General features: G+C 55.8%; 20 protein-coding genes and 1 tRNA gene. 18 read left to right on the top strand and 3 right to left on the bottom strand.

Annotated elements, in window-relative coordinates:
* Positions 1-190: 190 nt before the first annotated feature.
* Positions 191-2,152 (bottom strand): sigma-54-dependent Fis family transcriptional regulator, encoded by a 1,962-nt coding sequence (locus tag GURA_RS22190; protein WP_011941134.1) that lies wholly within the window; start codon positions 2,150-2,152, stop codon positions 191-193.
* Positions 2,153-2,915: 763 nt separating this feature from the next.
* Here GURA_RS22190 and GURA_RS22185 point away from each other — a divergent pair.
* From GURA_RS22185 to GURA_RS22105, 17 genes are all read left to right on the top strand, one after another.
* Positions 2,916-4,847 carry a hydantoinase/oxoprolinase family protein gene (locus GURA_RS22185; RefSeq protein ID WP_011941133.1) on the top strand — a complete coding sequence of 644 codons (1,932 nt, stop codon included), beginning with the start codon at positions 2,916-2,918 and terminating at the stop codon, positions 4,845-4,847.
* 4 nt (positions 4,848-4,851) lie between these two features.
* On the top strand, positions 4,852-5,250 hold the full coding sequence (locus GURA_RS22180; RefSeq protein ID WP_011941132.1) for an acetone carboxylase subunit gamma: 399 nt from the start codon (positions 4,852-4,854) through the stop codon (positions 5,248-5,250).
* A gap of 81 nt (positions 5,251-5,331) precedes the next feature.
* A complete protein-coding gene (locus GURA_RS22175) occupies positions 5,332-7,467 on the top strand; it encodes a hydantoinase/oxoprolinase family protein (protein ID WP_041245616.1) in 2,136 nt (711 codons plus the stop codon).
* A gap of 47 nt (positions 7,468-7,514) precedes the next feature.
* Positions 7,515-9,791, top strand: a complete 2,277-nt coding sequence (locus tag GURA_RS22170; RefSeq protein ID WP_011941130.1) for a hydantoinase B/oxoprolinase family protein — start codon at positions 7,515-7,517, stop codon at positions 9,789-9,791.
* On the top strand, positions 9,788-10,663 hold the full coding sequence (locus GURA_RS22165) for a hypothetical protein (protein ID WP_011941129.1): 876 nt from the start codon (positions 9,788-9,790) through the stop codon (positions 10,661-10,663). The genes GURA_RS22170 and GURA_RS22165 overlap by 4 nt, the downstream gene beginning before the upstream one ends.
* A 379-nt stretch (positions 10,664-11,042) precedes the next feature.
* Complete coding sequence (locus GURA_RS22160) at positions 11,043-12,302, top strand: CobW family GTP-binding protein (protein WP_011941128.1); 1,260 nt, start codon at positions 11,043-11,045, stop codon at positions 12,300-12,302.
* 29 nt (positions 12,303-12,331) lie between these two features.
* Positions 12,332-13,021, top strand: coding sequence for a CoA transferase subunit A (locus GURA_RS22155; RefSeq protein ID WP_011941127.1), 690 nt, complete (start codon positions 12,332-12,334; stop codon positions 13,019-13,021).
* A 12-nt stretch (positions 13,022-13,033) separates the two neighbouring features.
* A complete protein-coding gene (locus tag GURA_RS22150) occupies positions 13,034-13,690 on the top strand; it encodes a CoA transferase subunit B (protein WP_011941126.1) in 657 nt (218 codons plus the stop codon).
* 21 nt (positions 13,691-13,711) lie between these two features.
* Positions 13,712-14,875, top strand: a complete 1,164-nt coding sequence (locus GURA_RS22145; protein WP_011941125.1) for a thiolase domain-containing protein — start codon at positions 13,712-13,714, stop codon at positions 14,873-14,875.
* Between the two features lie 4 nt (positions 14,876-14,879).
* Positions 14,880-15,101: a Zn-ribbon domain-containing OB-fold protein gene (locus GURA_RS22140; RefSeq protein ID WP_041245615.1), complete on the top strand. Its 222-nt coding sequence runs from the start codon at positions 14,880-14,882 to the stop codon at positions 15,099-15,101.
* Between the two features lie 87 nt (positions 15,102-15,188).
* Positions 15,189-16,253 (top strand): NAD(P)-dependent alcohol dehydrogenase, encoded by a 1,065-nt coding sequence (locus tag GURA_RS22135; protein WP_011941123.1) that lies wholly within the window; start codon positions 15,189-15,191, stop codon positions 16,251-16,253.
* Between the two features lie 88 nt (positions 16,254-16,341).
* Positions 16,342-17,217 (top strand): transporter, encoded by an 876-nt coding sequence (locus GURA_RS22130; protein WP_011941122.1) that lies wholly within the window; start codon positions 16,342-16,344, stop codon positions 17,215-17,217.
* 66 nt (positions 17,218-17,283) lie between these two features.
* Positions 17,284-17,664: a hypothetical protein gene (locus tag GURA_RS22125; RefSeq protein ID WP_011941121.1), complete on the top strand. Its 381-nt coding sequence runs from the start codon at positions 17,284-17,286 to the stop codon at positions 17,662-17,664.
* 311 nt (positions 17,665-17,975) lie between these two features.
* Entirely contained in the window at positions 17,976-19,139 is a 1,164-nt protein-coding gene (sucC, locus tag GURA_RS22120; protein WP_011941120.1) for an ADP-forming succinate--CoA ligase subunit beta, read from the top strand.
* 16 nt (positions 19,140-19,155) lie between these two features.
* Positions 19,156-20,031, top strand: coding sequence for a succinate--CoA ligase subunit alpha (gene sucD / locus GURA_RS22115; RefSeq protein WP_011941119.1), 876 nt, complete (start codon positions 19,156-19,158; stop codon positions 20,029-20,031).
* A 403-nt stretch (positions 20,032-20,434) separates the two neighbouring features.
* Complete coding sequence (locus GURA_RS22110; protein WP_011941117.1) at positions 20,435-21,226, top strand: IclR family transcriptional regulator; 792 nt, start codon at positions 20,435-20,437, stop codon at positions 21,224-21,226.
* Positions 21,227-21,315: 89 nt separating this feature from the next.
* A complete protein-coding gene (locus tag GURA_RS22105; protein WP_041245614.1) occupies positions 21,316-21,516 on the top strand; it encodes a hypothetical protein in 201 nt (66 codons plus the stop codon).
* Positions 21,517-21,574: 58 nt separating this feature from the next.
* On the opposite strand, the gene GURA_RS22100 is transcribed toward GURA_RS22105, so the two are convergent.
* Positions 21,575-23,130, bottom strand: a protein-coding gene (locus GURA_RS22100; RefSeq protein ID WP_085949352.1) for an IS3-like element ISGur5 family transposase whose coding sequence is annotated in 2 segments (ribosomal slippage) — positions 21,575-22,653 and positions 22,653-23,130 — 1,557 coding nt in all. Because the reading frame shifts where the segments join, the coding sequence is not laid out codon by codon here.
* 326 nt (positions 23,131-23,456) lie between these two features.
* On the opposite strand from GURA_RS22100, the gene GURA_RS24490 reads away from it, so the two are divergent.
* A complete protein-coding gene (locus tag GURA_RS24490; protein ID WP_011941116.1) occupies positions 23,457-23,846 on the top strand; it encodes a hypothetical protein in 390 nt (129 codons plus the stop codon).
* Positions 23,847-24,187: 341 nt separating this feature from the next.
* Here GURA_RS24490 and GURA_RS22085 read toward each other — a convergent pair.
* A tRNA-Asn gene (locus tag GURA_RS22085) sits at positions 24,188-24,263 on the bottom strand.
* Between the last annotated feature and the right edge of the window lie 188 nt (positions 24,264-24,451).

The following is a 24,451-nucleotide window of genomic DNA, read 5'->3' as shown; positions in this document are numbered from 1 at the left end:
ATATCCGGCAGCTTTCTGTGTTCAGCGCGAGCTTCTTATTGGCAATACTAACACCCATAAACGCCTTGTCAAAACCTGACCTCTGCAAGCAAAAATAAGAAATCCCACCGAGTTTTTCGGTGGGATTGGGAATTTTTTCAATAGATCAAGTAATGCCCGGTTGGTGAACCTGGGCAACCTGGACTTTTGACTAAATATAGTCACTCGGCGTAATCCCATGGGCTTTGCACTTACGGTAAAAAGTCGCTCTGGAAACGCCGAGCGCCTCACAGGCGAGGGCTATGTCCTTGTACTTTTCCAGGGTTGTTATGATCAGGTGCACCTCGCGTTGCGAGATATTGGCATTTATCCGGTAGCCGGTAGAGTCGGGACTCCTGCCCTGTGCTGCAGTCAGGTGCGCACCACTCACAGAGATCGCCTCTTGCGGCAGCTTCTGTGAATATTTGATATTCATGGGCAGATCCTGGACGGAAATGGAAGAACCGCCGCAAATCATGGCCGATTCGATGACATTTCTGACCTCGCGCCCATTTCCCGGCCAGCTGTATCCGGTCAGGAGTTCCATGGCCTCTTCGGAAATGTTTGATGGGGGCAGGTCGTGCTTCCGGCATAATGACACCATGGTGCGTTGGATAAGAACAGGGATGTCTTCAGGTCGTTCTCTCAGGGGAGGTATGTCGAACGTGGCAACACCAAGCCTGTAGTAAAGGTCAGCCCGGAAGGTACCCCGCGTGATCTCATGGGACAGGGAGCGGTTTGTTGCGGCGACAATTCTGCAGTTTGTGGCAATTTCTTTTTCTGAGCCGACGCGGTTGAATCGTCCCGTCTCCAGTACCCGCAAGAGAGCTGCCTGGATTTCCAATGGCATCTCTCCGACCTCATCGAGGAAGAGGGTCCCACCGTCGGCGCATTCAAAAACCCCTTTCCTACCCCGAGGGTCGGCACCGGTAAAGGCGCCACGCTCATAGCCGAAAAACTTGCTTTCAAAGAGTTCCTTGCTGATTGCTCCACAGTTGACCGCTACAAAAGGGCCTGCGTGACGTTTGCTGTGCGCATGAATGTAGTTGGCGACAATCTCCTTGCCGGTTCCAGTCTCGCCGATGAGCAGCACGTTGATATCAGAAGGGATGACTTTGCTGATCCGTTCCATAATCAGTTTGAGATTCTCGCTAGCCGTGACGAACTCGCCAAACGTGGCAACACAACGTATCAGTGCCGATTCTATCGGTACTGAAATGGTAACGGGTTTCTTGCGATGGATCACCAGGAGCGAACCGATTTCCCGCTCTGTACCAGGCAAATAGACCTGTTGCACCATTTTTGGTTGTTCTTTTTCGCACCTGCATCTCTGGAACAGATCGCATTCGTCCGGGTCAATCCCCGGACTACTTCTGACGACACGGCCCATTCGATCCAGAACGACGATGCCATCAGCTGGATACCGGGATGAGTGGTCCGAGTAGCTATGGATCAGTTGCATCCTTTCCAATTCCAGCTGGAGTCTCAGTTCTGCCTTGATATGGCCAGAAAGGGAATAGGTCAGCCCTACTGCGTCTTCCCGGTAGTCCTTATCAAAGGTGGTAAAGTCGACGACGCCGAGAACCTCCTCCGTGAAGGGGTCAAGGATCGGCGTTGCTGCGCATGACCACTGGTGCCACCCTTCGCAAAAATGTTCGTTGGAAAACACATGGACGGCCTCTTTTTGAGCGATAGCCGTACCGATGCCGTTCGTTCCCGCCAACGACTCGAGCCAGCGAGATCCTTCAATAAGCGAAGATTCATCGGCTGCCCGCATACGCACGGACGAATCACCAACGATGTGCAGAATGGTACCTTGATTATCGGTAAGAATGAGAATGCCAGGGACACCCACCAGCAGATTTGAAACCTTTTGCAGAATCGGCTCTGCTTTCTCGATTATGAAACTGCTATGGGCAACGGCGATTCTGAACTCATCTTCGGGAATAACGATCCCATCACGCATACCCGGATCGACACCGATTGTTTTGCAGCGAGACCAGTCTGTGATCAGCTTTTTTTCATAGACATTCAGCTGTTCATTGGCGAACCGTCCAACTTCAAATCTATCCCGGAGTTTATGGATGTTGCGTCGATCTTTAGGATACGTGACGTATGGGTTCACAAGAGCCATCGGATGCCTCCTTCTAAAGCTCCAGTTTAGATCTTTTGAGTCGCAGCCTGTTTTTTTGTAGCGGCTAAAACAATGTTTATATTTATTCATTTAAGTGTAGCACATCGATTCCAAAAAATACAAGGGTATAGAAAATTCTAAAACAAACATCGTACCAATTGCAACAGTGGCCACGCCAACCACTCTTACGATTTCACCCGATCGATTCGTTTTTCTCGCCTTTGTTGCCTTTCTTGCGCTCTTAATCCCTTGGCGGGGAGGGGCGTTGTCTTTCCGGACGAGAAGTTCGTTTTAAATATTTATCCGGTGTCTATCATCCTTCAGAGATCAGTTTGATGTGTGAAATCAGTCAGTTAGCATGCCTGAAAAGCTCACCTGCAAATTCCAGAACACTCTTGCATGGGGTCGATATATCTGCTGCCCAGTCATTGGCTTGTCTCGGATATGAGACTGTCTCAGTCTCATATCCGAGACAAAACGACGTTGTATCAATAGAATAAAATGCACGACGGTATGCCAATAAAATAAACACAACTAAATTAGATACTTAATCACGAATGCATTCACCGGTAACATATGAAATTGATTGGCATGGAGATCGCAATAGGGAGCATCATAAAACATTGTTTTTGATTATTGCTTGGTCTGCCATAACCAAATCCATCAGAGGGAGGTGAATTGCAACTGCCACAGAATGCATAAATAAACAGGCGCTAAAAGGCAATCATCAGCAACGCAAACCGAAGGTAGGAGGTAACGCAGCATGGGATTACAAATCAACATCGATAACGGGGGGACACTCACCGATATCTGCATTCTGAATGACGGGTTGGTCAACAAAACCAAGGTACTAACAACTCCTTATGATCTCAGTAAGTGCTTCTTTGAGGGGCTGCAGAAGGCCTCCGGTGTCATCTACGGCGAGCCGAATGTTGCTCGTCTACTGGAAGAGGTCGATCTCATTCGCTATTCAACGACCCAGGGGACGAACGCGATCTGTGAGCGGAAGGGGCCACGTCTCGGACTGATTATTCATGGTGCCACAAAAGACATCATGGTCAGTCTGGCCGAACATGATCCCGAACTGTACGCTGCATTGGTGGGGAACCGGGTGGCAATCCTGGCTGACGATCTGATGCAGCGTGACGACCGTGACAACCTGATCGTCAAGGCCATCAACGAGCTCACCGCTGCCGGGGCGAACAGGCTGGTCGTCAGTTTCGGCGGAAAGGATTTCATCGAGTCCGAGGCGGCTTTCAAGAAGGTCGCCCTGCGCAAGTACCCCCGCCACCTCCTCGGCGCCGTGCCGATTCTGTACGGCAGCGATCTGAGTGCCGACACCCATCTGGCGCGGCGTACCTGGACGGCGTTGATCAACTCCTTCCTCCATCCGGCAATGGAAAACTTCCTCTATAACGCCGAGAACCGGTTGCGCAGCTATCGCACCAAGAATCCCCTTCAGATCTTCCGCAACGATGGCGACTCATCCCGGGTGGCCAAATCTATCGCGATCAAAACTTACAGCTCCGGCCCGCGCGGCGGCATGGAGGGGATGAAGACCTTCGCCAAGCTGTACGGATTTTCCGATGTGGTTGCCATCGACATCGGCGGCACCACCACCGATATCGGTCAGTTTCTGAACGACACGGTGGCGGAGAAGCGGCGTGGCAATGTGGAAGGTATTACCGTTTCATTCCCCCTCTGCGAGATCATCAGCGCCGGTGTCGGCGGCAGCTCGATTTTCCGTGCCCATGAAGGGCGCATCGTGATCGGACCCGAGAGCGTCGGCGCCGTTCCAGGTCCGGCCTGCTTCGGTCGCGGCGGCAAGGAAGCGACCATCACCGATGCCAGTCTTCTGAGCGGCATCCTTGATCCAACATCCTATTTTGGCGGTGATCTGGCCCTGGACGCCGAACGCGCAGCGGCGGCGGTCGAGCAGAATATTGCCAAACCTCTTGGCCTGGATCTCGAGGATGCCTTGCAGCAGATGCAGTATGCCTACGAGGAAAAGGTTGCCGTTGAGCTGCATCGTACCACCAGCATCTCGGACCAGACCATCCTGCTTGCATTCGGCGGAGCCGGCCCCCTGAATGCCTGCGGCGTCGCCGAGAAGGCAGGAATAGATACTGTCGCAGTTCCGAAAATGGCCGCGGTCTTCAGTGCCTACGGTATCGGCGAGTGCGACATATCCCAGCATTACGCCGCCACGGTCCACGGCATCGATGAAAGCAGGCTGAAGGAGACCATCGCCGCGCTGAAGACGAAGGCCGCCCGCGACATGTATGCGGAAGGATTTGCCGAAGGGCGCTATGAACTGCGCGCTCGCCTCGTGGCGACAGTTGACGGCAGGGAGATCAGCCACTTCCTGACGGATGCGGCGGTACCGGCTCCGTTCAAGAAGGCCGAGCACGTCGAAGTCGAGTTGAAAGCGGTCAAGGTTTTGCGCTCTGAAAAAGATAAACAAGCCAGCTTCAAAAAGGGCAACAAGGCGTCATTGCACAGTAATCGTACCCTGCTGACCAAACGCAAGGGACGCATTGAAGTGCCCGTGTACAACCTTAACGAGATGAAAACAGGCGACTACGGCGTTGGTCCAGCCATTATCGAAGAAGACTTCTTTACCTGCCGGGTCCTTGACGGATGGAGTTTTGTCATCAGCGACGCGGGCGACATTCTACTGAACAAGAGAGGTTGAAAACATGAAAGTACTGATGACCGAATATCTCCGCATCGACCTGGACAAAGAGACCTGGGAATGCCGCGTCTGTAACCATGAAGTGGGTTCCGCAAAAAAGAGCTACAAGGAAGGGCTGCTGGTTTACAACCGCGACCCGAGGGAAATTCATCCGCCGATCATCGATCCGGATAAGTACCGCTTCACCTTCAGTCCGGATCCTGAGTGGGTACGCATTCTCGAGTATTACTGCCCCAAGTGCGGCACCCAGGTGGAAACCGAATACGCCATTCCCGGACATCCCCCCCTCTACGACATGGAGGTGGATCTGGCGGCGCTGAAGGCCCAATGGTCGACTCGCGAAGAGGTCCTTGAGCCGGTGAGAGGCCCTGAAGTAGTCCTTGGCGCCGGACACGGCCATTAATAAACCAGAAATCCCGCCGTTCCCCTCCGGTCAAGAGCCGGAGAGAACCGGAACTGCGGAGCGAAGAATAAAGGAGGTAGTATGAGGCGCGTGTCTGTCGATATCGGTGGCACCTTCACCGATTGTTTCGTGGTTTGGGATGGTAAGTACATTGAGGAAAAGGCTCTCACCACTCACCACAATCTGGCGCTCGGGTTCAACGAAGCGCTGAGCAAGGCCTACAACGTCCTTGGACTGGAGTTGGAAGATATTCTGGCCGGAGTGGATTCTGTGCGGTATGCCACAACTCTGGGTACCAATGCATTGATCGAACACAAGGGGCCGCGGATCGGCATGCTTGTGACCGCGGGTTTCGAGGCGACGGTCCCGCTTAGCCGCGCCCGTGGTTATGGCGAGGGGCTGGATGACCTGGGCAAGCAGGATCTCCCCAATGCATCCCGGCCTGCCCCCCTGGTCCTGCCCCACATGATTCGTGGCGTGCGCGAGCGTCTTGATTTCGAGGGGAGGCTGGTGATGCGACTGGACGAAGACGATGTTCGCGTCCAGATCCGTTCCCTGGTGGACAAGGGGGCCGAGATCATCGTCGTGGCCCTGGTCAACAGCGTGGTCAATCCCATGCATGAAGAGCGGATCGAGGAGATCCTGCTGGAGGAATATCCGTCCCATCTGCTGGGTGCCATACCGGTCATCCTCTCCCACCAGGTGGCGGGACGGAAGGGGGAGTATGTGCGTGCGACCTCGGCCATTGTCGACGGTTATCTCCACTCGACCATGTATCACGCCCTCTCGGCCCTGGAGCAGAACCTGCGTGCCCACCGCTATGAAAAGCCGATGCTGGTAATCCACAACTCGGGCGGCATGGCGCAGCTGAACTCCACCGATGCCCTGCAGACCATCCACTCCGGCCCGGTATCCGGTATTGCCGCCTCCGAACATCTGGCCATGCAGGCGGCACTGGGGAATGTGGTGGCAACCGACATGGGTGGTACCAGTTACGACATCGGCATCGTCGTCGAGGGGGGCATCAAACACTATGACTTCAACCCGGTTGTCGATCGCTGGCTGGTTTCCGTGCCGATGGTGCACCTGGTGACGCTGGGTGCAGGTGGCGGCTCGATCGCCTCCTACGACCGGATGTACGAGACGGTCAAGTGCGGCCCCGAGAGTGCCGGTTCAGATCCCGGTCCGGCCTGTTACGACCGGGGTGGCATGCGGCCGACGGTGACCGATGCGGACCTGGTGCTCGGCTATCTGGATCCCAAGAACTACGCGGGTGGTTCGATCTCCCTGAATCCCCGTCGGGCCGCCGCCGCCATTGAAGACGCGCTCTGCGACGACCTGGATTGCTCGACCATCGATGCGGCCATGCTGATTCGCCAGAAGGTTGACGACAATATGGCCAACGGCCTGTTCACCGAAATGCGGGCAAGGGGGTACGACCCGAAGGACTTCACCATGCTCGCCTACGGCGGCAACGGCCCGCTGCACTGCTGCGGCATCGCCCAGAACCTGGGGATTAACAAGATCCTGGCACCCCCCTTCAGCTCGGTATTCTCGGCCGTCGGCGCCGGCAACATGCATCAGCTGCACATCCATGAGCGGTCCCTCTACATGGTGCTGTACGACTCCAACAGCCGCCACATCTACGATGACTATGATCGCTTCAACGGCATCGTCGAGGAGCTGAAGGAGGCCGGGACCCAGGATCTGATCCGCCAGGGGATTCCGCGGGAGCAGATCCTTCACAGCCTTGAACTGGACATGCGCTATGGCAACCAGCTGGTGCAGACGACCGCGGTCATCCCGGTGCACGAGTTGCACGGCCCCGCCGACGTCATGGCGATGATTTCCCAGTTCTCACTGGACTACGGCAAACGTTTCGGTGAAGGGAGCCAGGCCCCCGAGGCGGGGATCCGGATCAATACCATCCGGGTGGCGGCTTACGTGCGCCATGAAACGGTCCAGTTCGAAGATATAAAACCCGCTGCACCGGCCAGGCGCAAGGCGCCACCCGCACCCAAGAGTACCCGCAAATGCTACTTCGTCGGTCACGATGGTCCGCTTGATACCCCCGTCTGGGATCGGGCTGCGATTGAACCGGGTGTCCAGGTTGCCGGGCCGGCGGTGATCGCCTCCGAGGTGACCACCTATCTGGTGAATCCGGGCTGGAACTTTGTTTCCGCCAAGCAGGGTGCCTCCTGGTTCCTGCGGGCCTGACCGGGTTGAAAACCAATTTGACCTTAACAATTTGAGAGGATTTAAAAATGAGCGAAACTATTATGCCAAGTGCGGCGAAGACGCCCAGTGCCGAGGAAATCGCACTGATCAAGAAATTCCTTAGTGATACGACACTATTCCTTGGCCCGGATCCGGAGATCATGCGTCGGCACGACCTCATGCCGCGCAGTGAGGATGAAGAGGAAGCCATCAGGCAAGACAATGACGTGCATACTACCGCCAAGATTCGTGACCGTGTCCAGGCCGGCTGCGATGAAGGCTTCGAAATGGTGGAAGCGATGGGGGCAGCGCCGGGTGCCAAGTGGGGCGACGTCATCACCGGCGTCTACACCGCATCGGGAGACTTGGCCATCGCTAGTGCGGGAGGCGTGCTGATTTTCTCGACGCTGGTTCACCACCCGATCAAATTTATCATCAAGAACTGGATGAATGACCCGACGGTGGGGGTGCGCGAAGGTGACGGCTTCATACATAACGACTCCCGTTATGGCAATGTCCATAATACCGATCAGAGTATGATCCTCCCCATATTTTGGGAGGGAAAGCTGGTCTGCTGGGTTGCCTCCACGGTGCACGAAGGGGAGAACGGCGCCATCGAGCCGGGCGGCATGCCCTCCATGGCCGAGACCTCCTTCGACGAGGGGCTGAAGATGAGTCCGTTCCGGGTCGTGGAGAACTACGAGATCAAGCGCGATGTCCTGACCTTCCTGCAGAACTCGGTGCGCGAGCCCAAGCTCCAGTACGAGGACATGAAGGTCAAGCTCTTCGCCTGCCTGCGGATCAAGCAGCGGGTCGAGGAGACCCTGCGGACCGACGGGCCACAGGCCCTTATTGCCACGCTCCGTCTGACCATGGAGAACGTGCGCGCCGAGGTAATCCGCCGCATCCGTGAATGGCCGGACATGACTTCGCGTACCTACATTATCCAGGATTCGACCCTGCGTGAGAACTGCGTGGTGAAGATCAACTGCAAGCTGACCAAGACCGGCGACCGGCTCATATTCGACTTCCGCGGATCGAGTCCGGAATTCACCAACCGCGCCACCAATACGGTTCTGGCGGGCTTAAAGGGGATGATCGCCCAGATGTTCCTCTGCTACGTCTGGCCGGACCTGCCGCGGGGGCAGGCGGCGTTCGCCCCCATCGAGGTGATCACCGATCCCCATTCCATTGTCGACTGCTCCTACGACGCACCAAACTCCCAGAGCCTGATGTCGATCTTCACCGGATTTACCGCCGCCCAGCACGCCGTGGCCAAGTTCCTCTACAGCTGCCCGGAGAAGTACACCAAGGTTCATGCGCCGACTTTCAATATGATCAACACCTTCATCTGGGGTGGTGTGAGCCAGCACGGCGAAACCCTGGGCAACCTCTGTGCCGACCTGAACGGCATGGGGCATGGCGCCCGCTCCGACTGTGATGGCGAACCAGCTCTGGCGCCGATCTTCGCCACCATGGCGGACATCGGTGAACAGGAACTGAACGAGGAGGAGGTCCCTTTCCTTCAGTTGGTTTCCAAGAAGATGACCAAGGATGCAATCGCTCCCGGCAAGTACCGCGGCGGCCAGGGATACACCATGATGGTCGCCACCAAGGACAGCGAACAGTGGGGCTTCATGACCGTTTGCCAGGGGGCCAAGATTCCGCCGATGCAGGGGCTCTTCGGCGGGTACTCCTGCGGCGCCTATCCCCTGTGCAAGGTGAAGGGGGTGGACGTCTATGACGTGCTCCTGAACGAACCGGATAAGTTCAAGCATTCCATTGCCGAAATCATGAACGAGCAACCGTTCGAAGGCGCCAGCTACACCACCCACCACATGGGGATGGGGTTCGAGATCTCCAAGCGCGGTGAGATGTTCATGATTTCCCAAGGTGCCGGTGCCGGCTATGGTGATCTGTTGGAGCGCGACCCCCGGGCGGTGATCAAGGATATCGAAGAAGGGCTGATTTCCGAGGGGGTAGCAGAAAGTCTCTACAAGGTGAAGTTCGATCCGCTTACCCTGGCGATCAATCACGAGGCAACCAGGGCACTTCGTGATAAAGAGCGCCAGGATCGTGTTGCCCGTGGGGTTCCGTTCGCCGAGTTCGTCAAGAGTTGGAACACGCCAAAGCCCCCGGCACATCTGCAGTACTTTGGCTGCTGGGGTGATAATGTCGGCACCCTGTATGCCGGTAGCCCGGACATCACCCGCGACGCCAACAAGCCCAAGCCCAACTATATGCGCCATCCCAAGGATGTCCGGATTGATGAACTGGAAGCCCGTCTTGTCGAGTTGGGTGCGATGGGGGACGAAAAGAAATGAGCCAGAATCTCGCCGATCTCATGCCCGTAGATGGTGCCAGCGTCAACATCAGGACGTGGCTTAAATCCTTCTCTTATACGAAACGACTGCTCGTGGGGGAGTCTGGCGATCCCTGGGAGAGCGCGAGCAGATACCTCGCTTATTTCTCCCAGGCCCAAGGGTTGCTGAAGCCGGATGTGGCGGTGATTGAGGTCGGCGAGCTCTTTGACGCATGGTTGCAGCGTAATCCAGCCGTCAAAGCGGAGTTGGCAGGAAAGCGCAAGCTGTCCTATCCGCTGCGCAAGCTGCTGGAACAGTCGCAACCGCGGGAGCTCCTGGCTGAAATCATCGAAGCCGTATTGGCGCAACTCCGCGGTCAGCTGCCGCTGGTCCTGTCCATGCCGTCACCCGGCTCCTGGTTGCAAAAGGCCAGCCGGGCGGCGGGACGCGGGGAGGTGGAGCTGGACGGAGACAGTATCGAGGACTCCGCCATGTATGTGGCCGATCTTGCCCGTTCGGTATCCGGTGCGGCCGTTGGTGGCCTGCTGCTGGAGGAGTCGCTGGCCGGGGTGCAACCGGGGGGTGTTGATCCGGAGCTGTATCGGCCCCTGATCAACCTGGCCAGGCATTACCGGTGGCCGCTGGCCCTGCGCATGGGGGAGGGGAAAGTTGTCGACAGCCCGGCGCTCGCGGAGATCGATGTGTTCATCGGCGCCGGCGACTTCCCGGCTGCCGGCAGGGCCCAGGGCCTTGATGTGTCCGGCATGGTCTGGGGGGGAGAGCCGTTGCCCCCATTAACCCCCACACAGTTCTACTTCGTCGACATTCCGCGGGATGCCCTGCCGGAGCAGGTACTGGACAGTCTTGCCAGATTGAAGGCAGACAGGGCTTGACGGGTAATTGAGGCGATTAAACCCAACCCGGACAAGCCGGAACCATGGGAAATCAAAGGCAAGAGAACGCGGATCAAATCTGATTTAAGCGGATTTACACGGATCAACCAAGGCAGAAAAAAGGTTTTAAGATCTGCGTAAATCCGCTCAATCCCCGTCATCCGCGTTCGATTGCAGTTCAGGTTTGCTCACTTTTTATGAAGACTCAAGTCGTAAGAGACAAAAAACGCGGCTCCTCACGCAATGACGCAACGCCGCACCAAAAGTAGGCGCTTTTAAGCGACGAAAGGCTTTTAAACAAATCTTTGGATCATGGTTTTAAACGTTGCGTCGTCGCGTCGTTGCGTGAAACCGCTTTCTCTGGATTAAAGGAAACACCATGAACAACGAAACGCAGCCGTACCATGACCTGATGGCGCAAACCGACAGGCGGATTCCCGTGACCCTGCTCACCGGCTTTCTGGGTGCGGGGAAAACCACCCTGCTCAACAATCTGCTGCAGCATCCCGAGATGGCCGGGGCAGCGGTCCTGATCAACGAATTCGGCGAGGTCGGTATAGATCACCACCTGGTCGACAGGGTCGACGAGACGATGATGATCCTCGACTCCGGCTGCATCTGCTGCAGCGTGCAGGGGGATCTGGTCAAGGCCTTGCGGAATCTGGCCCAGCGCAGCTCAATGCGTGAGATTCCGCAGGTGTCGCGGGTGGTCATCGAAACCACCGGTCTTGCCGATCCCCTCCCGGTGATTTCCACGCTCACCCAGGAATGGTTCGTTGCGGCCCGCTACCAGTGTGACGGTGTCATCACCGTGGTCGACGCCACCCACGCCCTACAGCAACTGGACCAGCACCGGGAGGCGGTCCGCCAGGTGGCCATGGCCGACCGGCTGCTGATCACCAAATGCGATCTGGCTAATACCACCGGTCGCGCCGCGCTGGACGGGCGGCTGGATGCACTCAATCCCGGTGCGCCCCGGATCGATGTGTGCCGGGGCCGAATCAGTCCGGACGCGCTGTTCGGCTGTGGCATTTACTCCACCGGGGGCCGGTCGACCAATGTGGCGGCATGGCTCGGTGCCGAGCAGATGCGCGCCCAGAAGCCGCCCGGGGCCGGTACAGCTGCAGACCACGCAGCCGACCATTCCCACGGGCATCATGGCGACTCGGTCAGCAGTTTTGTCATCAGCTTCCCCGATCCCGTGGCCTGGTACAGCTTCGCCGTGGCAATGGGACGGATCCTGCAAACCCACGGCCCCAAAATCCTGCGGGTCAAGGGGCTGATGAATATCATGGGCGATCCCCTGCCGCGGGTAATCCACTGCGTCCAGGATGTGGCCTATCCGCCGGTCAGCCTCTGCACATGGCCGGCACAGAGCCCATTTGCGGATCATCACGGCCGGCTGGTCTTTATCGTCCGCGACCTGAACCGTGAGGAGGTCGAAGCCATCCGCTGTGGGTTCTCTGCCGTGCAAAACAGTGCCCCTGGCGGTCGACCGACCATTGCCGGCTGTCCATTCCCCACCAGGTGCTGGCTGGCCCACAACGTAAGCAGAGTCGGCTCGTCCGCCTTCAAGCTGGACGGCTGGGAAGTGCAGGGAATACGGCTGCGCTCGAACAGAGCAGTCCCAATAACGTAAACACGTCATTCTGAGCAAGGAGAGAACGCATGAAAGTCCAGAGTTCAATTGAAGAAGCCATTAATGATATCCAGGATGGGGCAACCATCATGGCTGGCGGCTTTGGCATCGTCGGCATCCCTGAGAAGCTGATCGAGGGATTGCTAAGGAAGGGGACCAGGGATCTGACGATTATATCCAATAACTGCGGCATTGATGACTATGCCCTGGGCACCCTTTTGACCACCAGGCAGATTCGGAAGATGGTCGCCTCGTACGTGGGTGAAAACAGGGAGTTTGAACGGCAATTCCTGGCCGGCGAGCTGGAGCTGGAGTTTGTCCCGCAAGGTACCCTGGCGGAGAGGATCAGGGCCGGCGGTGCCGGTATTCCGGCTTTTTACACCCCGGCGGGGGTGGGAACCCAGTTGACCTCGGGGAAGGAGGTGCGGAGCTTCAACGGCAAGGATTACGTGCTCGAAACCGCCCTGACCGCGGACTTTGCCTTCGTCAAGGCCTGCTCGGGGGACAGGGCCGGCAATCTCATCTACAACAAGACCTCCTGTAACTTCAACCCGATGATGGCCGCCGCCGGCAAGGTGACGATTGCCGAAGTAGAGGAACTGTTGGATGTGGGAGAACTTAACCCCAACTTTATCCATACTCCGGGTATTTACGTGCAACGAGTCATCAAATGCTCCGGTTATGAAAAACGTATTGAGCGAAGAACGGTTCGCTCTTAAGGAGGAAAAACAATGTCTTTAACCAGAGAGCAGATTGCGCAACGCGCCGCCCAGGAAATAGAAAACGGCTTTTATGTGAACTTGGGTATCGGCATTCCGACGCTGGTTGCCAACTTTATCCCCAAGTACAAACATGTGGTCTTGCAGTCGGAAAACGGCTTGCTCGGGATCGGGCCGTATCCGACGGAAGCAGAAGTGGATCCGGAACTGATCAATGCCGGCAAAGAGACGATTACGATGATTCCGGGCGCCAGTGTTTTTTCCAGTGCCGAATCATTTGCCATGATTCGCGGTGGCCACATAAATCTCTCCATCTTGGGTGGCATGGAGGTGTCGGTGGGCGGAGACCTGGCCAACTGGGTGGTGCCGGGCAAGATGGTGAAAGGGCCGGGGGGCGCCATGGATCTGGTCAATGGGGCGCAACGGGTCGTGGTGATCATGGAGCATTGCAGTAAGAACGGTCAGCCCAAGATAGTCAACAGTTGTTCCCTGCCGCTGACCGGCAAAGGGGTGGTGCACCGCATCATCACCGACATGGCAGTCATCGATGTCACCAAGGCCGGTCTGCTGCTGAGGGAAATCGCACCCGGCTATACGGTGGAAGAGGTGCAACGGGTGACCGGCCCCCAATTGAGTATCGATCCGCAGCTAAAGGCCATTGCAGTGTAATAAACCGGAGAGAGGTGAGAAATGCGTAGTGTATCCGTTATCGGCATCGGCGAAACCAAATTCGGCAGATTCCCGGAAAGGTCACTGAAAGATTTGATCCTGGAGGCAGGCGCAAAGGCTATCGATGATTCCGGAATCGGCAGGGAGGACATTGGCGCTCTCTTCATGAGCAACTACAACGCGCAAGGATTTTCCGGCCAGGGGCACCTGGGGCCGCTGGCTGCCGAAGTTCTGGGCCTGGGGAATGTGCCGACGCTCCGGGTTGAAGGGGCGTGCGCTTCGGGGAGTCTGGCATTCAGGCAGGCTTTAAGCGCCGTTGCGTCAGGCATGTACGACGTTGTGTTGGTCGGCGGCGTGGAAAAGATGACCCACCAGTCAACCGAGGCGGTAACCGCGGGGCTTGCCGGCGCCTCGGACATGGAGCTGGAGGCTGGTCTTGGCGCCACATTCCCTTCCATCTTTGCCATGATCGCCAATCGGTATTTCCACGAATACGGCAATGTGCGGGATGAGATGGCACTGTGTGCGGTGCAGAACCACGATCACGCCCTGCTCAATCCCGATGCGCAGTTGCAGAAGAGGATTACCGTGGAGCAGGTGAAGAACGGCCTGCCGATCGCCCATCCTTTCACGATTTTCGATTGTTCCCTGGTCTCGGATGGGGCCGCGTTTGTGGTGCTGGCGGCGACCGACGTGGCAAAGGCGGTCTGTCGGAAGCGCCTGGTGGAGGTGGTCGGCTGTGGCCAGGCTGGTGATACGGTGACCCTGGCGGCCAAAAAGAGCATGACAACCTTTGCTGCTACCGTGCATGCCGCCAAGCAGGCCTATGGGATGGCGGGCATCAAACCCGCGCAGATCGATCTGGCAGAGGTGCATGACTGTTTCACCATCACGCAGATAATCAACAGCGAGGACCTGGGATTCTTTGCCAAGGGGAAAGGGGCGGCAGCCGTGGCCGAAGGAAAGACGGCTGCCCATGGTCTGATGCCGATCAATGTGAGCGGCGGCTTGAAGGCCAAGGGGCATCCGATCGGGGCAACGGGCTTAAGCCAGATTTACGAAATAGTTACCCAACTGCGTGGGGAAGGTGATGCACGGCAGTTAAAGAAGGCGGACATTGGCTTGACTCACAACATCGGGGGCACTGCAGCTACCTGCGTTGTCAGTATCTTCCGGGGGAGGTAGAGAAATGGAGAGGCGCGGCACCATATATACCTATTCCGTCGTGCATAGCGGTATAGGGGCTTTTCAGGAGATAACCCCGTACGTATTGGCGGTGGTGGAAGAAAACATGAAAAAAAGGATGGCTCGTGTCGTAGGGTACTCGGACAAAACGGCTATCACGATCGGCATGGAGGTGACATTTCTGACAGACGATGAAAGGGGTAATCCCGTCTACACGTTTGGCTAGTATCTTATCCAGAGTTTCCTTGCCAAGGCCGGTTGTCTACAGCCTGCAGCATTGCCTGCAGCATAAGGGTGTAAAAGGAGAGCAAAGATGAAAAAGTCGATGAAGGCATTTGTCATGAAAGGCATCAATGATGTGGGAATTGTCGAGCGGCCCATTCCGGAGCCAGGTCCGAACGATGCCATCATCAAGACCACACTGGCCATGGTCTGCACTTCCGACGTGCACACCGTTGCCGGTGGGCTCGGAGAAATCAGGGACCGGGTCTTGGGGCATGAGGCGGTCGGGATCGTCTATAAGCTGGGGAGTGCGGTCAAGGGGCTCAAGGAAGGTGACCGGGTCGCGGTCAACGCCATCACTCCCTGCTACAAATGCGAAAACTGCCAGCGGGGCTTCCCTTCCCAGTGCACCGTGATGCTCGGCGGCTACAAGTTCACGACCCAAAAGGACGGCAACCTGGCCGAGTACTTCCACGTCAACGATGCCGAGGCAAATGTGGCTCCGATACCGGCGGGAGTTTCCGACGAAGCTGCATGTTACGCCACCGACATGATGTCTACCGGCTTCAAGGGGGCGGAGAATGCGAATATCCCGTTAGGCGGTTCCGGGGTCATCTTCGGCCTGGGGCCGGTTGGTCTCATGGCGGTTGCCGGGACCCGGTTGCTGGGGGCCGGCTTGGTAATTGCGGTGGACTGCGTGCCATCGCGGCTAAAACTTGCAAAAGAGTATGGCGCAGACGTCACCATCAACTTCAAGGAACAGGATGTGGTTGCCGAGGTCTTGAGGCTGACCGGCGGGCAGGGCGCCGATGCGGCCATGGAAGCACTCGGTGCCCAGGCTACGTTTGAGAACTGCTTCAAGGTAACGCGGCCCGGCGGCACCATCTCCAACATCGGCTATTGGGGGCACGGTGACTACGTGAATATTCCGAGACTGGAATGGGGGGTCGGGATGGGGGAGAAGACCATCAAGACTCTCCTCTGCCCCGGTGGGAGTGAACGGATGGGGAGGCTGATGCGCATCATCGAGAACGGCCGGGTGGACCCGACGCGGTTGACCACCCATCACTTCTCCTTTGCCGATGTGGAGAAGGCGCTGGAGATGATGACGACCAAGACCGACGGCATCCTGAAGCCGGTCATCCACTTCGACTGATCCGGCGGTACGACGAACGCTGGCAAGGGACAGGTTTACTCACCGCTGTCCACTCTTATGAAATTGCATTCCAGCAAGGGGACCATTAATGAAAAAGTTCAGCCAATCAGCACTTGCGTGCCTGGCCATTGTCGCCACCTCACTCGTTTATGCATCGACCGTTGTCGCTTCCGGCATACCCTTGAACGTCATAGGGCCGCATGAGTACGCCCTGCCGGTGAATTACGAATCCTTCAATGCGGTCGCCCAGTATTCCTATGTTCAGACCGACAATATGGCCTTTGATAATACGGGCAAAAGGGTCGGTGGCCCCGGCACCTTTACCGCGGTCGGTTTTACCAAGTATGTCCGCTTCTTTACCTTTAAAGCAGTGCCCGATGTCGGTTTTGCCTGGGAGTTCCTGCAGCCGGAGATCAGCGTCCAGAAAGCCGGTGTCTCGGCAACCGGCTTTGGCGATCCGTTGACCGGTCTGGCTGCCTGGATAAAGCCGAGCAAGAACAGCACCCTGGGGCTGCAAAGTTTTTTGTCGATCCCTGTGGGCTCTGACGCGGTGTCGGACAAGACCTGGGGGAGCCTGACAACCATCTTCGGCGATCTGCAGCTGGGCGACGTCGATATCGACGGCCAGATCGGCTATATCCACAAATCGACCAGGCACCAGACCGGGGCGAATGATGTAAATCCGGGAGACACATTTCATACGAACCTGCGGCTTGGGTACCGCGCCCATCAATATCTGGAGCCGTTCCTCGCCGTCGACTACCAGACAACCGGGAGCACCACGGACCAAGTGACCGGCACGGCAGTTGCCAATTCCGTCAGTAATGAACTCTCTTGTGGCGGCGGGCTGATGGTCCATTTCAGCGATCCGCTTAGCCTTACCATTAGATACGACTATGGCGTTGACGGGAAAAACACCCCCGTAACTAACGCCTTTCACTTCAAGTTTGTCTACATCTGGTAACTGGCAACATACTTGCCAGTTACCAGATCCGGCGGCACATCAACAAACTTTAAAGGAGATGTGGATATGAAAAGAGCTGTAAAGTTTTTCCTGGTTCTGGCAGTCACCATACTGGTCTGTTCACCGGTGGCCGCTCAAGTCACTAAACAGCAGCAGGAGTTACGGGGGGAAGTGGAGACGAAAACGGGGAAAAAAGTTCGCCTGTTCCACAGTGGTACGCAGGATGTGAAAAAGACAATCTGTATCGGTGATTTGATCCCCGTTTACCGGGAAGTGTACGCCTACGGTGCCATCAAGAAAACCGAGGTCGGCAAGATAAGGGTCCTCTCTTACGTCGGGGAGCACTACTTCGAAGCGGAGGTTGTTGCCGGCAAGATCAAGACCGGCGATGTGGCCCAGAAGGAATCGGCTGCCTGTCTGGTGCATCCGGCGCCGGATGAAGATTAACAGGCTGCTGAAAAACTACTGCGGGGCCGGTCTGCGGTGTTGCCGCTCGCTCAAAACCTCAACGTACAGGGGTACGCCTCGGCTTTTCGCTCGCTTGCGCCTTGCAGCCCGGCCTCCTCATGACGCTTTTCAACAGCCTGTAAGAAGTTCTGTCCGGTCCGAGCATTACTCCTTTCATTTGTGGTTCGGGGCAGGTCGACGGGCCTGCCTCGCTTTTTCTTCATCGGGAGTTTTCAGGGACCTTTAAATCAAATATCGGCTTAATGCCGCACACAAATGGCAGTACTTAATTCAGTTTAGGGAGTAAGCAAATGAACATCCACGAGTATCAGGCAAAAGGGATATTAAGGAGCTTCGGCGTGCCCGTACCCGATGGGCATGTCTGTTACAACGGGGCCAGTGCCCGCGAGTGGGCCAAGCGCCTCGGCGAAGGCCCATGGGTCGTCAAGGCCCAGATCCACGCCGGCGGCCGCGGCAAGGGTGGCGGGGTCAAACTGGCCCGCACCCCCGACGAAGTAGGCAACATCGCCCGCGACATGCTCGGTATGATCCTCTCTACCCACCAGACCGGCCCCGAAGGGAAAGTCGTTACCCGCGTCCTCGTCGAGAACGGCTGCATCATTGCTCGTGAACTCTACGTCAGCCTCCTCGTCGACCGGAGCAGTTCAAAGGTAACTGTCATGGCATCTACCGAAGGTGGGATGGATATCGAAGAGGTTGCAGCAAAGACCCCAGAAAAGATCTACATGGAGGCGGTAGATCCCCTCGTCGGTCTCACCCAGTTCCAGTGCCGCAAACTCGCCTTCAGCCTTGGCCTGGAAGGTAAGCTTGTGGTGAAGGCCGTCAAAATGTTCGAAGGGCTCTACACCACCTTCATCGCCTGTGATTGCTCTCTGTTGGAAATCAACCCCCTTGTTGTCACCGCTGATAGCGAACTCCTCGCTCTCGACGCCAAATTCGGCTTCGACGACAACGCCGTCTTCCGCCATCCCAAGATCGCCGACTTAAGGGACTACGACGAAGAAGACCCCAACGAAGTCGAAGCCTCCCAGCACGACCTCTCCTACATCTCCCTTAGCGGCAACATCGGCTGTCTCGTGAACGGCGCCGGCCTCGCCATGGCCACCATGGACATCATCAAGCACTACGGCGGCGACCCCGCTAACTTTCTCGATGTCGGCGGCGGTGCCACCATTGAAAGGGTTACCGAAGCCTTCAAGATCATCCTCTCCGACCGAAACGTCAAGGGGATCCTCGTCAACATCTTCGGCGGCATCATGAAATGCGACGTGATCGCCACCGGGGTCATCGAGGCGGCAAAACAGGTCGGCATCAAGGTGCCGCTGGTGGTGCGCCTGGAAGGAACCAACGTGAAGAAGGGGACGCAGCTCCTTGCCGAAAGCGGACTCGACATCGTCGCCGCCGACGGCATGGCCGATGCCGCCCGGAAAATCGTCAAGGCCGTAGCTGCCTGATAAGGAGAGTTCAGAGATGGCAATTCTTGTACATAAAGCGACAAAAGTAATCACCCAGGGGATCACCGGCGCCACCGGCCTCTTTCACGCCCAGGGGGCTAGGGAGTATGGCACCCAGATGGTCGGCGGCGTAACCCCAGGCAAAGGAGGCACCAACATCGACGGTTTCCCGGTTTTCAACACCGTAGCCGAGGCTGTAGCAAAGACCGGCGCCACTGCCTCCGTCATCTACGTCCCGCCGCCTTTTGCCGCTGACTCCATCATGGAGGCCGTTGATGCCGGCATCGAAATGGTCTGCTGCATCACTGAAGGTATCCCCGTCCTCGACATGGTCAAGGTCAAGCAGTACATGCAGGGGAAAAAGACCCGTCTCATCGGCCCCAACTGTCCCGGCGTCATCACCCCTGGTCAGTGCAAGATCGGCATCATGCCCGGCTACATCCACAAACCAGGCAAAGTAGGTGTTGTTTCAAGAAGCGGTACCCTCACCTACGAAGCCGTCTGGCAGCTCACCGGCTATGGCCTTGGCCAGTCCACCTGTGTCGGCATTGGCGGCGACCCGGTCAACGGCACCAGCCACCTCGACTGCCTGAAGATGTTCGAAGAGGACCCCGAAACCGAAGCCGTCATCATGATCGGCGAGATCGGCGGTAACGCCGAAGAAGAGGCCGCCTACTTCGTCAGGGATCACATGACCAAGCCGGTCGCAGCCTACATCGCCGGCCGCACCGCTCCTCCCGGCAAGCGGATGGGGCATGCCGGAGCCATCATCTCCGGCGGCAAGGGAACAGCCGCCGAGAAGGTCGCCGTCCTTGAGGAGTGCGGCATCAGTGTGGCGGCAAGCCCGGCCGAGATGGCGCAGGCGCTGCTGAAGATTTATAAGCCGAAGTAGCGAGTTGGACTTGGTGTGAATCAGAGGAACCAACTATCTTGAAAGCTGATTCGAAAGCTCATGTTATGAAACAGCGACCATTCTACGAAGAGAAGAAGTGAGGTCTGTCTTAAGTATGGAGAATACTGATGAATTGTCCTATATGTTCTTGTAGCAGTCGAGTCGAAGTCAATATGAACGCAGACGGTTTTGCGCAGAGCATGTTTGAATGCGGACATTGTGGTGCACTCTGGGCCGTGGCAGGCAATGTCGATATCCTTCTGCATAAAGGCGCGGAAGACATGAAATTTTGTGTTGATCGGCATTGATATCGAGAGGACGTTTCATGGTCTTCATGGCTCCAGCCGACTATTGTTTTGTCGATGAAAGATGCTTTATCGCGGATGTGACAATGAAGCGCACTATGAAAATGAACAGGAAAACAAACTATATAATTCGGTCGGTCTGTCATGCCCTTGATGTTCTGGAGCAATTCCACGGAGATGATGCCGAACTCGGGGTAAGCGACTTGAGTCGACGTTTGCAGCTCCCCAAGAATAATGTTTTCAGGCTCCTGGCCACACTCGAACATCGAAACTACGTCGAGCAAAACCGGAACACTGAAAACTACCGTCTCGGCCTGAAAACCATGGAGATGGGGCAAATGGTGATCCGACAGATGGGGCATCTTGGTAACGTACGACCGATTATGGAGGCTCTGGTCAAGGAATGCAACGAGACCCTGTGCCTGTCAATCCTGAAAGATTTCCAGAACGTCAACCTGGACGTGATCGAGGGGGACAATCCATTGCGGTTTGTCCCCCGCATCGGCGAACCGCTCCCCGCCTACTGCACATCGGCAGGCAAGGTGCAAATTGCCCATCTCGCCGAGGAGAAGCTGAAACTCTACATCGCTGACTGCCAGTTCCAACGGTACACCCTGGCAACCATTACCGACCCGAAACTGCTGCTGCGGCACCTGCGACAGATTTCCCAGCAGGGATACGCCATCGAGTCGGAAGAGCTGGAAGATGGGGCCAGGTCTGTAGCGGCCCCGGTTCGGGATTATACGTCAAACATTATTGGTGCGATTGCCTTCTATGGCCCATCAACGCGGTTTATAGAGGAGCGAATGGAAAAAGAGCTGATTCCGCTCGTCCTCAAGGGCGCCCGGGAAATTTCCGCCATGCTGGGACACTCGCGAAACGGATTCTGAAATCTGCATATTTCATGGCAGTGTCCGGATGCGTTTGACAGAAACAACGTCGAGCGAACGATGAAGTTTACTCCCGAGAGGATATAAAGATGGGAAGAATGAAGGAATCTCCCCGTTACAATGTGATAGCCGTCCGGATCACTGATGAGGAGATGATGTTACTGAAATATCTTAGCAAAAAGCGAAAGACTACCTATTCTCAACTTATACGGGAGGCCCTTGCGACTGCAGACTTCCCCTCAAGCATGATCACAGACGACGACAAAATGCTGATGATCTGCTTCGGTTAACAAAGAGGTGGAGCCACTTGCGGCGGGTGTCAAGGTAGTTGTCGCCTCTGTTGAATTTTTATGCGGCGTCAAGAAGTTCGACTTCCGCCGTTGGTTCAGGGTTAAGATAAACTGTTTCCACTGGCTCCCAGTTTCGGATGTTTTTTGACCAGCGGTTTGGGTTTTGTTGCCGGGCCTTCTCGTATATCTCCCGGCGGTTTAACAGGATGGCTTTCTCCCGGCCGAAGTGGCGATCGTCCGGGGTGACGAAGCGAATGCCGCTGTGCAGATGCTCCGTGTTATACCAAGCGACGAAACCATCAACCCAAGTCTGGGCCGCTGCCAGACTTGAAAAAGGCCGACTCGGATAACCAGGTCTATATTTCATGGTTCGGAACAGCGCTTCTGAGAAAGGGTTGTCGTCACTGACCTGTGGCCTGCTGAAGGAAGGAATTACGCCCAGGCGCTGGAGAGTAGCCAGCATGGTCGCCCCTTTCATCGGGCCGCCGTTGTCGGAGTGAAGAATCAGGCCTTCCGGATTGATGCCGAGCCTGATACAGGCTTTCAGAAACAGCCTGGCGCTATAGTCATTGGATTCTTTTAAAAACACCGTGGACGCTACGATCTTGCGGCTCCAGACATCCATGATCATGTAGAGATAAAAGAACTGCCCAAGAATCGGGCTCTTCAAGTAGGTGATGTCCCATGACCAGACCTGGCAAGGACCGGTAGCCACATGTTCTTTTGGCTTGCGGCTGGTGGCGGGCCGGGAGGGTTCCCGGTGAGTCATCAGCCCATCGTCTTTGAGCACCCGGTAGAAACTCGATTCCGACGCCACGTATATTCCCTGATCGGCCAATTGCGGCACGATCTGTTTCGGCGAAATATCCCGAAACGCCGGGGAGTTTGCAATATCGATGATGTTCTGCCGCTCCGACGGAGCCAGCTTGTTCGCCGGTTCTGCGACTGGCCCATGTCGCCGATCTGCTCCGTCATCCTGGAGATTCCAACGCTGGAACGTGCGAATGCTCAGCCCGATGGCGACAACGGCCGATTCAAGTCTCGCTCCGGAATGGGTTGCCTCTTCAATAAGTTGCCCGATCATCTGCCGTTCCTCTTGTCCGTGGGCTCGTCCTCGCCCCCCCAGATCGATTGGACTTTTTTTTTGAGGATCAAAATCGCGGCGGCCTCGGCCAATGCTTTATCTTTGCGCAGTAATTCTTTTTCCAGTGCATGAATTTTGCGAGTTTCCTCTGATGTTTTTGAGGAAGGCCGAGACGGTTTTTGCAGCCCCGAAAGCATCATGGCGCGCCACTCGCGTAACTGTGCTTCATGAATTCCATTGCGACGCAGGAAGGCGCCAAGTTGATCTTCGGCAACCGTCTCGGCTTCGATGACGATTTTGAGCTTTTCTTCGGCAGACTTGTCTTGTGGGCGCTTTGGGGACATTGTTCTCCATGGTGCTTCAGAAATTGGGGAGTTACCAGATTCATTCACGACATTTGCGTCTCGAAGCCAGCGAGAGAGTGATTGTTGGGGAATTCCCACTTCTCGGGATAGAGCTGAGGCCGAGACGCCATTAGGGCAGGCCATCTTGCGAACCAGGCTGGATTTGAATCCTTGTGTGTATGTCATTATAGATCCTTGCTGCCCCCAGATGTTGAAAAAATACGGGTCGCCGGCTTTTGCCGGTCCCGGTCTTTCGAGCTGAATCGCAAGCTCGCTACGCTCGTTGCAATTCAGCTCGAAAGACCGTGGCTAAACAACCCATCTGAGGCGACAACTATTCTGACACAGGGGGCTTGGACCTAGTAGAACATGAAGAAACATGTGGCGAAACTTGTTGTCGGACACGTTGCCCCGCCCGGGAAATGAATGTGGCATGTCGGGGAAATGTTGGGACAGGAGCTACGTTCTATTTTTGTCTTGAATAGTTTGGAAGTAAGAAGAAGGAGAACATTGTGTTGACACAATATTATCAAGAAACTGATGTAACAGTATGTTGGGACTCCCTTAATAATTGGGTGTCTGTTTATTGGCGGAATAGCCCCTCTAAAGAAGCTGTTAAGAAAGGATGTGACGCGATACTGAAATTGCTGACATCAAAAAAGGCTTCATTGGTGTTTAATGATAATAGCAAAATAACTGGTGCTTGGGGTGCTTCTAGTTGGGTAGCCGAAGAGTGGTTCCCTCGAATGATAGCCGCAGGATTAAGAAAATTTGCGTGGATTGAATCTACTACAAGCGCTTTGAGTATAATATCTGCTAAAAGATCTGCGACAAGAAACGAGGGTGGCGTTATCAGATTGTTTAACGATGGATCTGAAGCTGAAAAATGGTTAAGAGGCTAAAATATGATTATATTCATCAGATTCACACATTGAGGGAGAAACAGGCTGTCGGTGTTACCACTGCACAGGCTGACATCCGGTTTCTCTGGCAATTGGGGAAAAGGCGTCCCACTACCATATCTTTCTGGGACAGGGATAGAATTGATACTATTGGCAGATTTTGGCCGCCCAAGGTCATCACCGGGAAAACTGTAGCCAGGGCCTGTAAGGCATTAATAAGGAAGGGAAAATGGAAGTTTGGCCGAATCGCCGGATTTTGCTACCGGCTATGCAGAGGTTGCCTGGGAGGTTACCTGAAATAAAAGAGGGGTTAGACGTATCGTCTAACCCCTCGAATTTTATGGCTCCCCAGCGCGGACTCGAACCACGGACATGGTGGTTAACAGCCACCCGCTCTACCGACTGAGCTACTGGGGAATAAATTGTCAAAATCATTGAGGTTATTTAAGTTTTGACAGATACTCAATGAATTCAAAGCGAATGACTATATAACATGTTCAATTTCTTGCGTCAATAAAATTCTTAACTTAAGGTTGGACTGTCTTCCTCTTTGAACTTGAACAATTTTTAGGGGTAAGATCAGCAACTAAAAAAAGCCTGCGGCC

Origin of the sequence: Geotalea uraniireducens Rf4 (assembly GCF_000016745.1) — a bacterium.
Classification (GTDB): Bacteria; Desulfobacterota; Desulfuromonadia; order Geobacterales; family Geobacteraceae; genus Geotalea; species Geotalea uraniireducens.
Note: the sequence above shows the minus strand (reverse complement) of the source record. Positions and strands in the feature narration are given on the sequence as shown.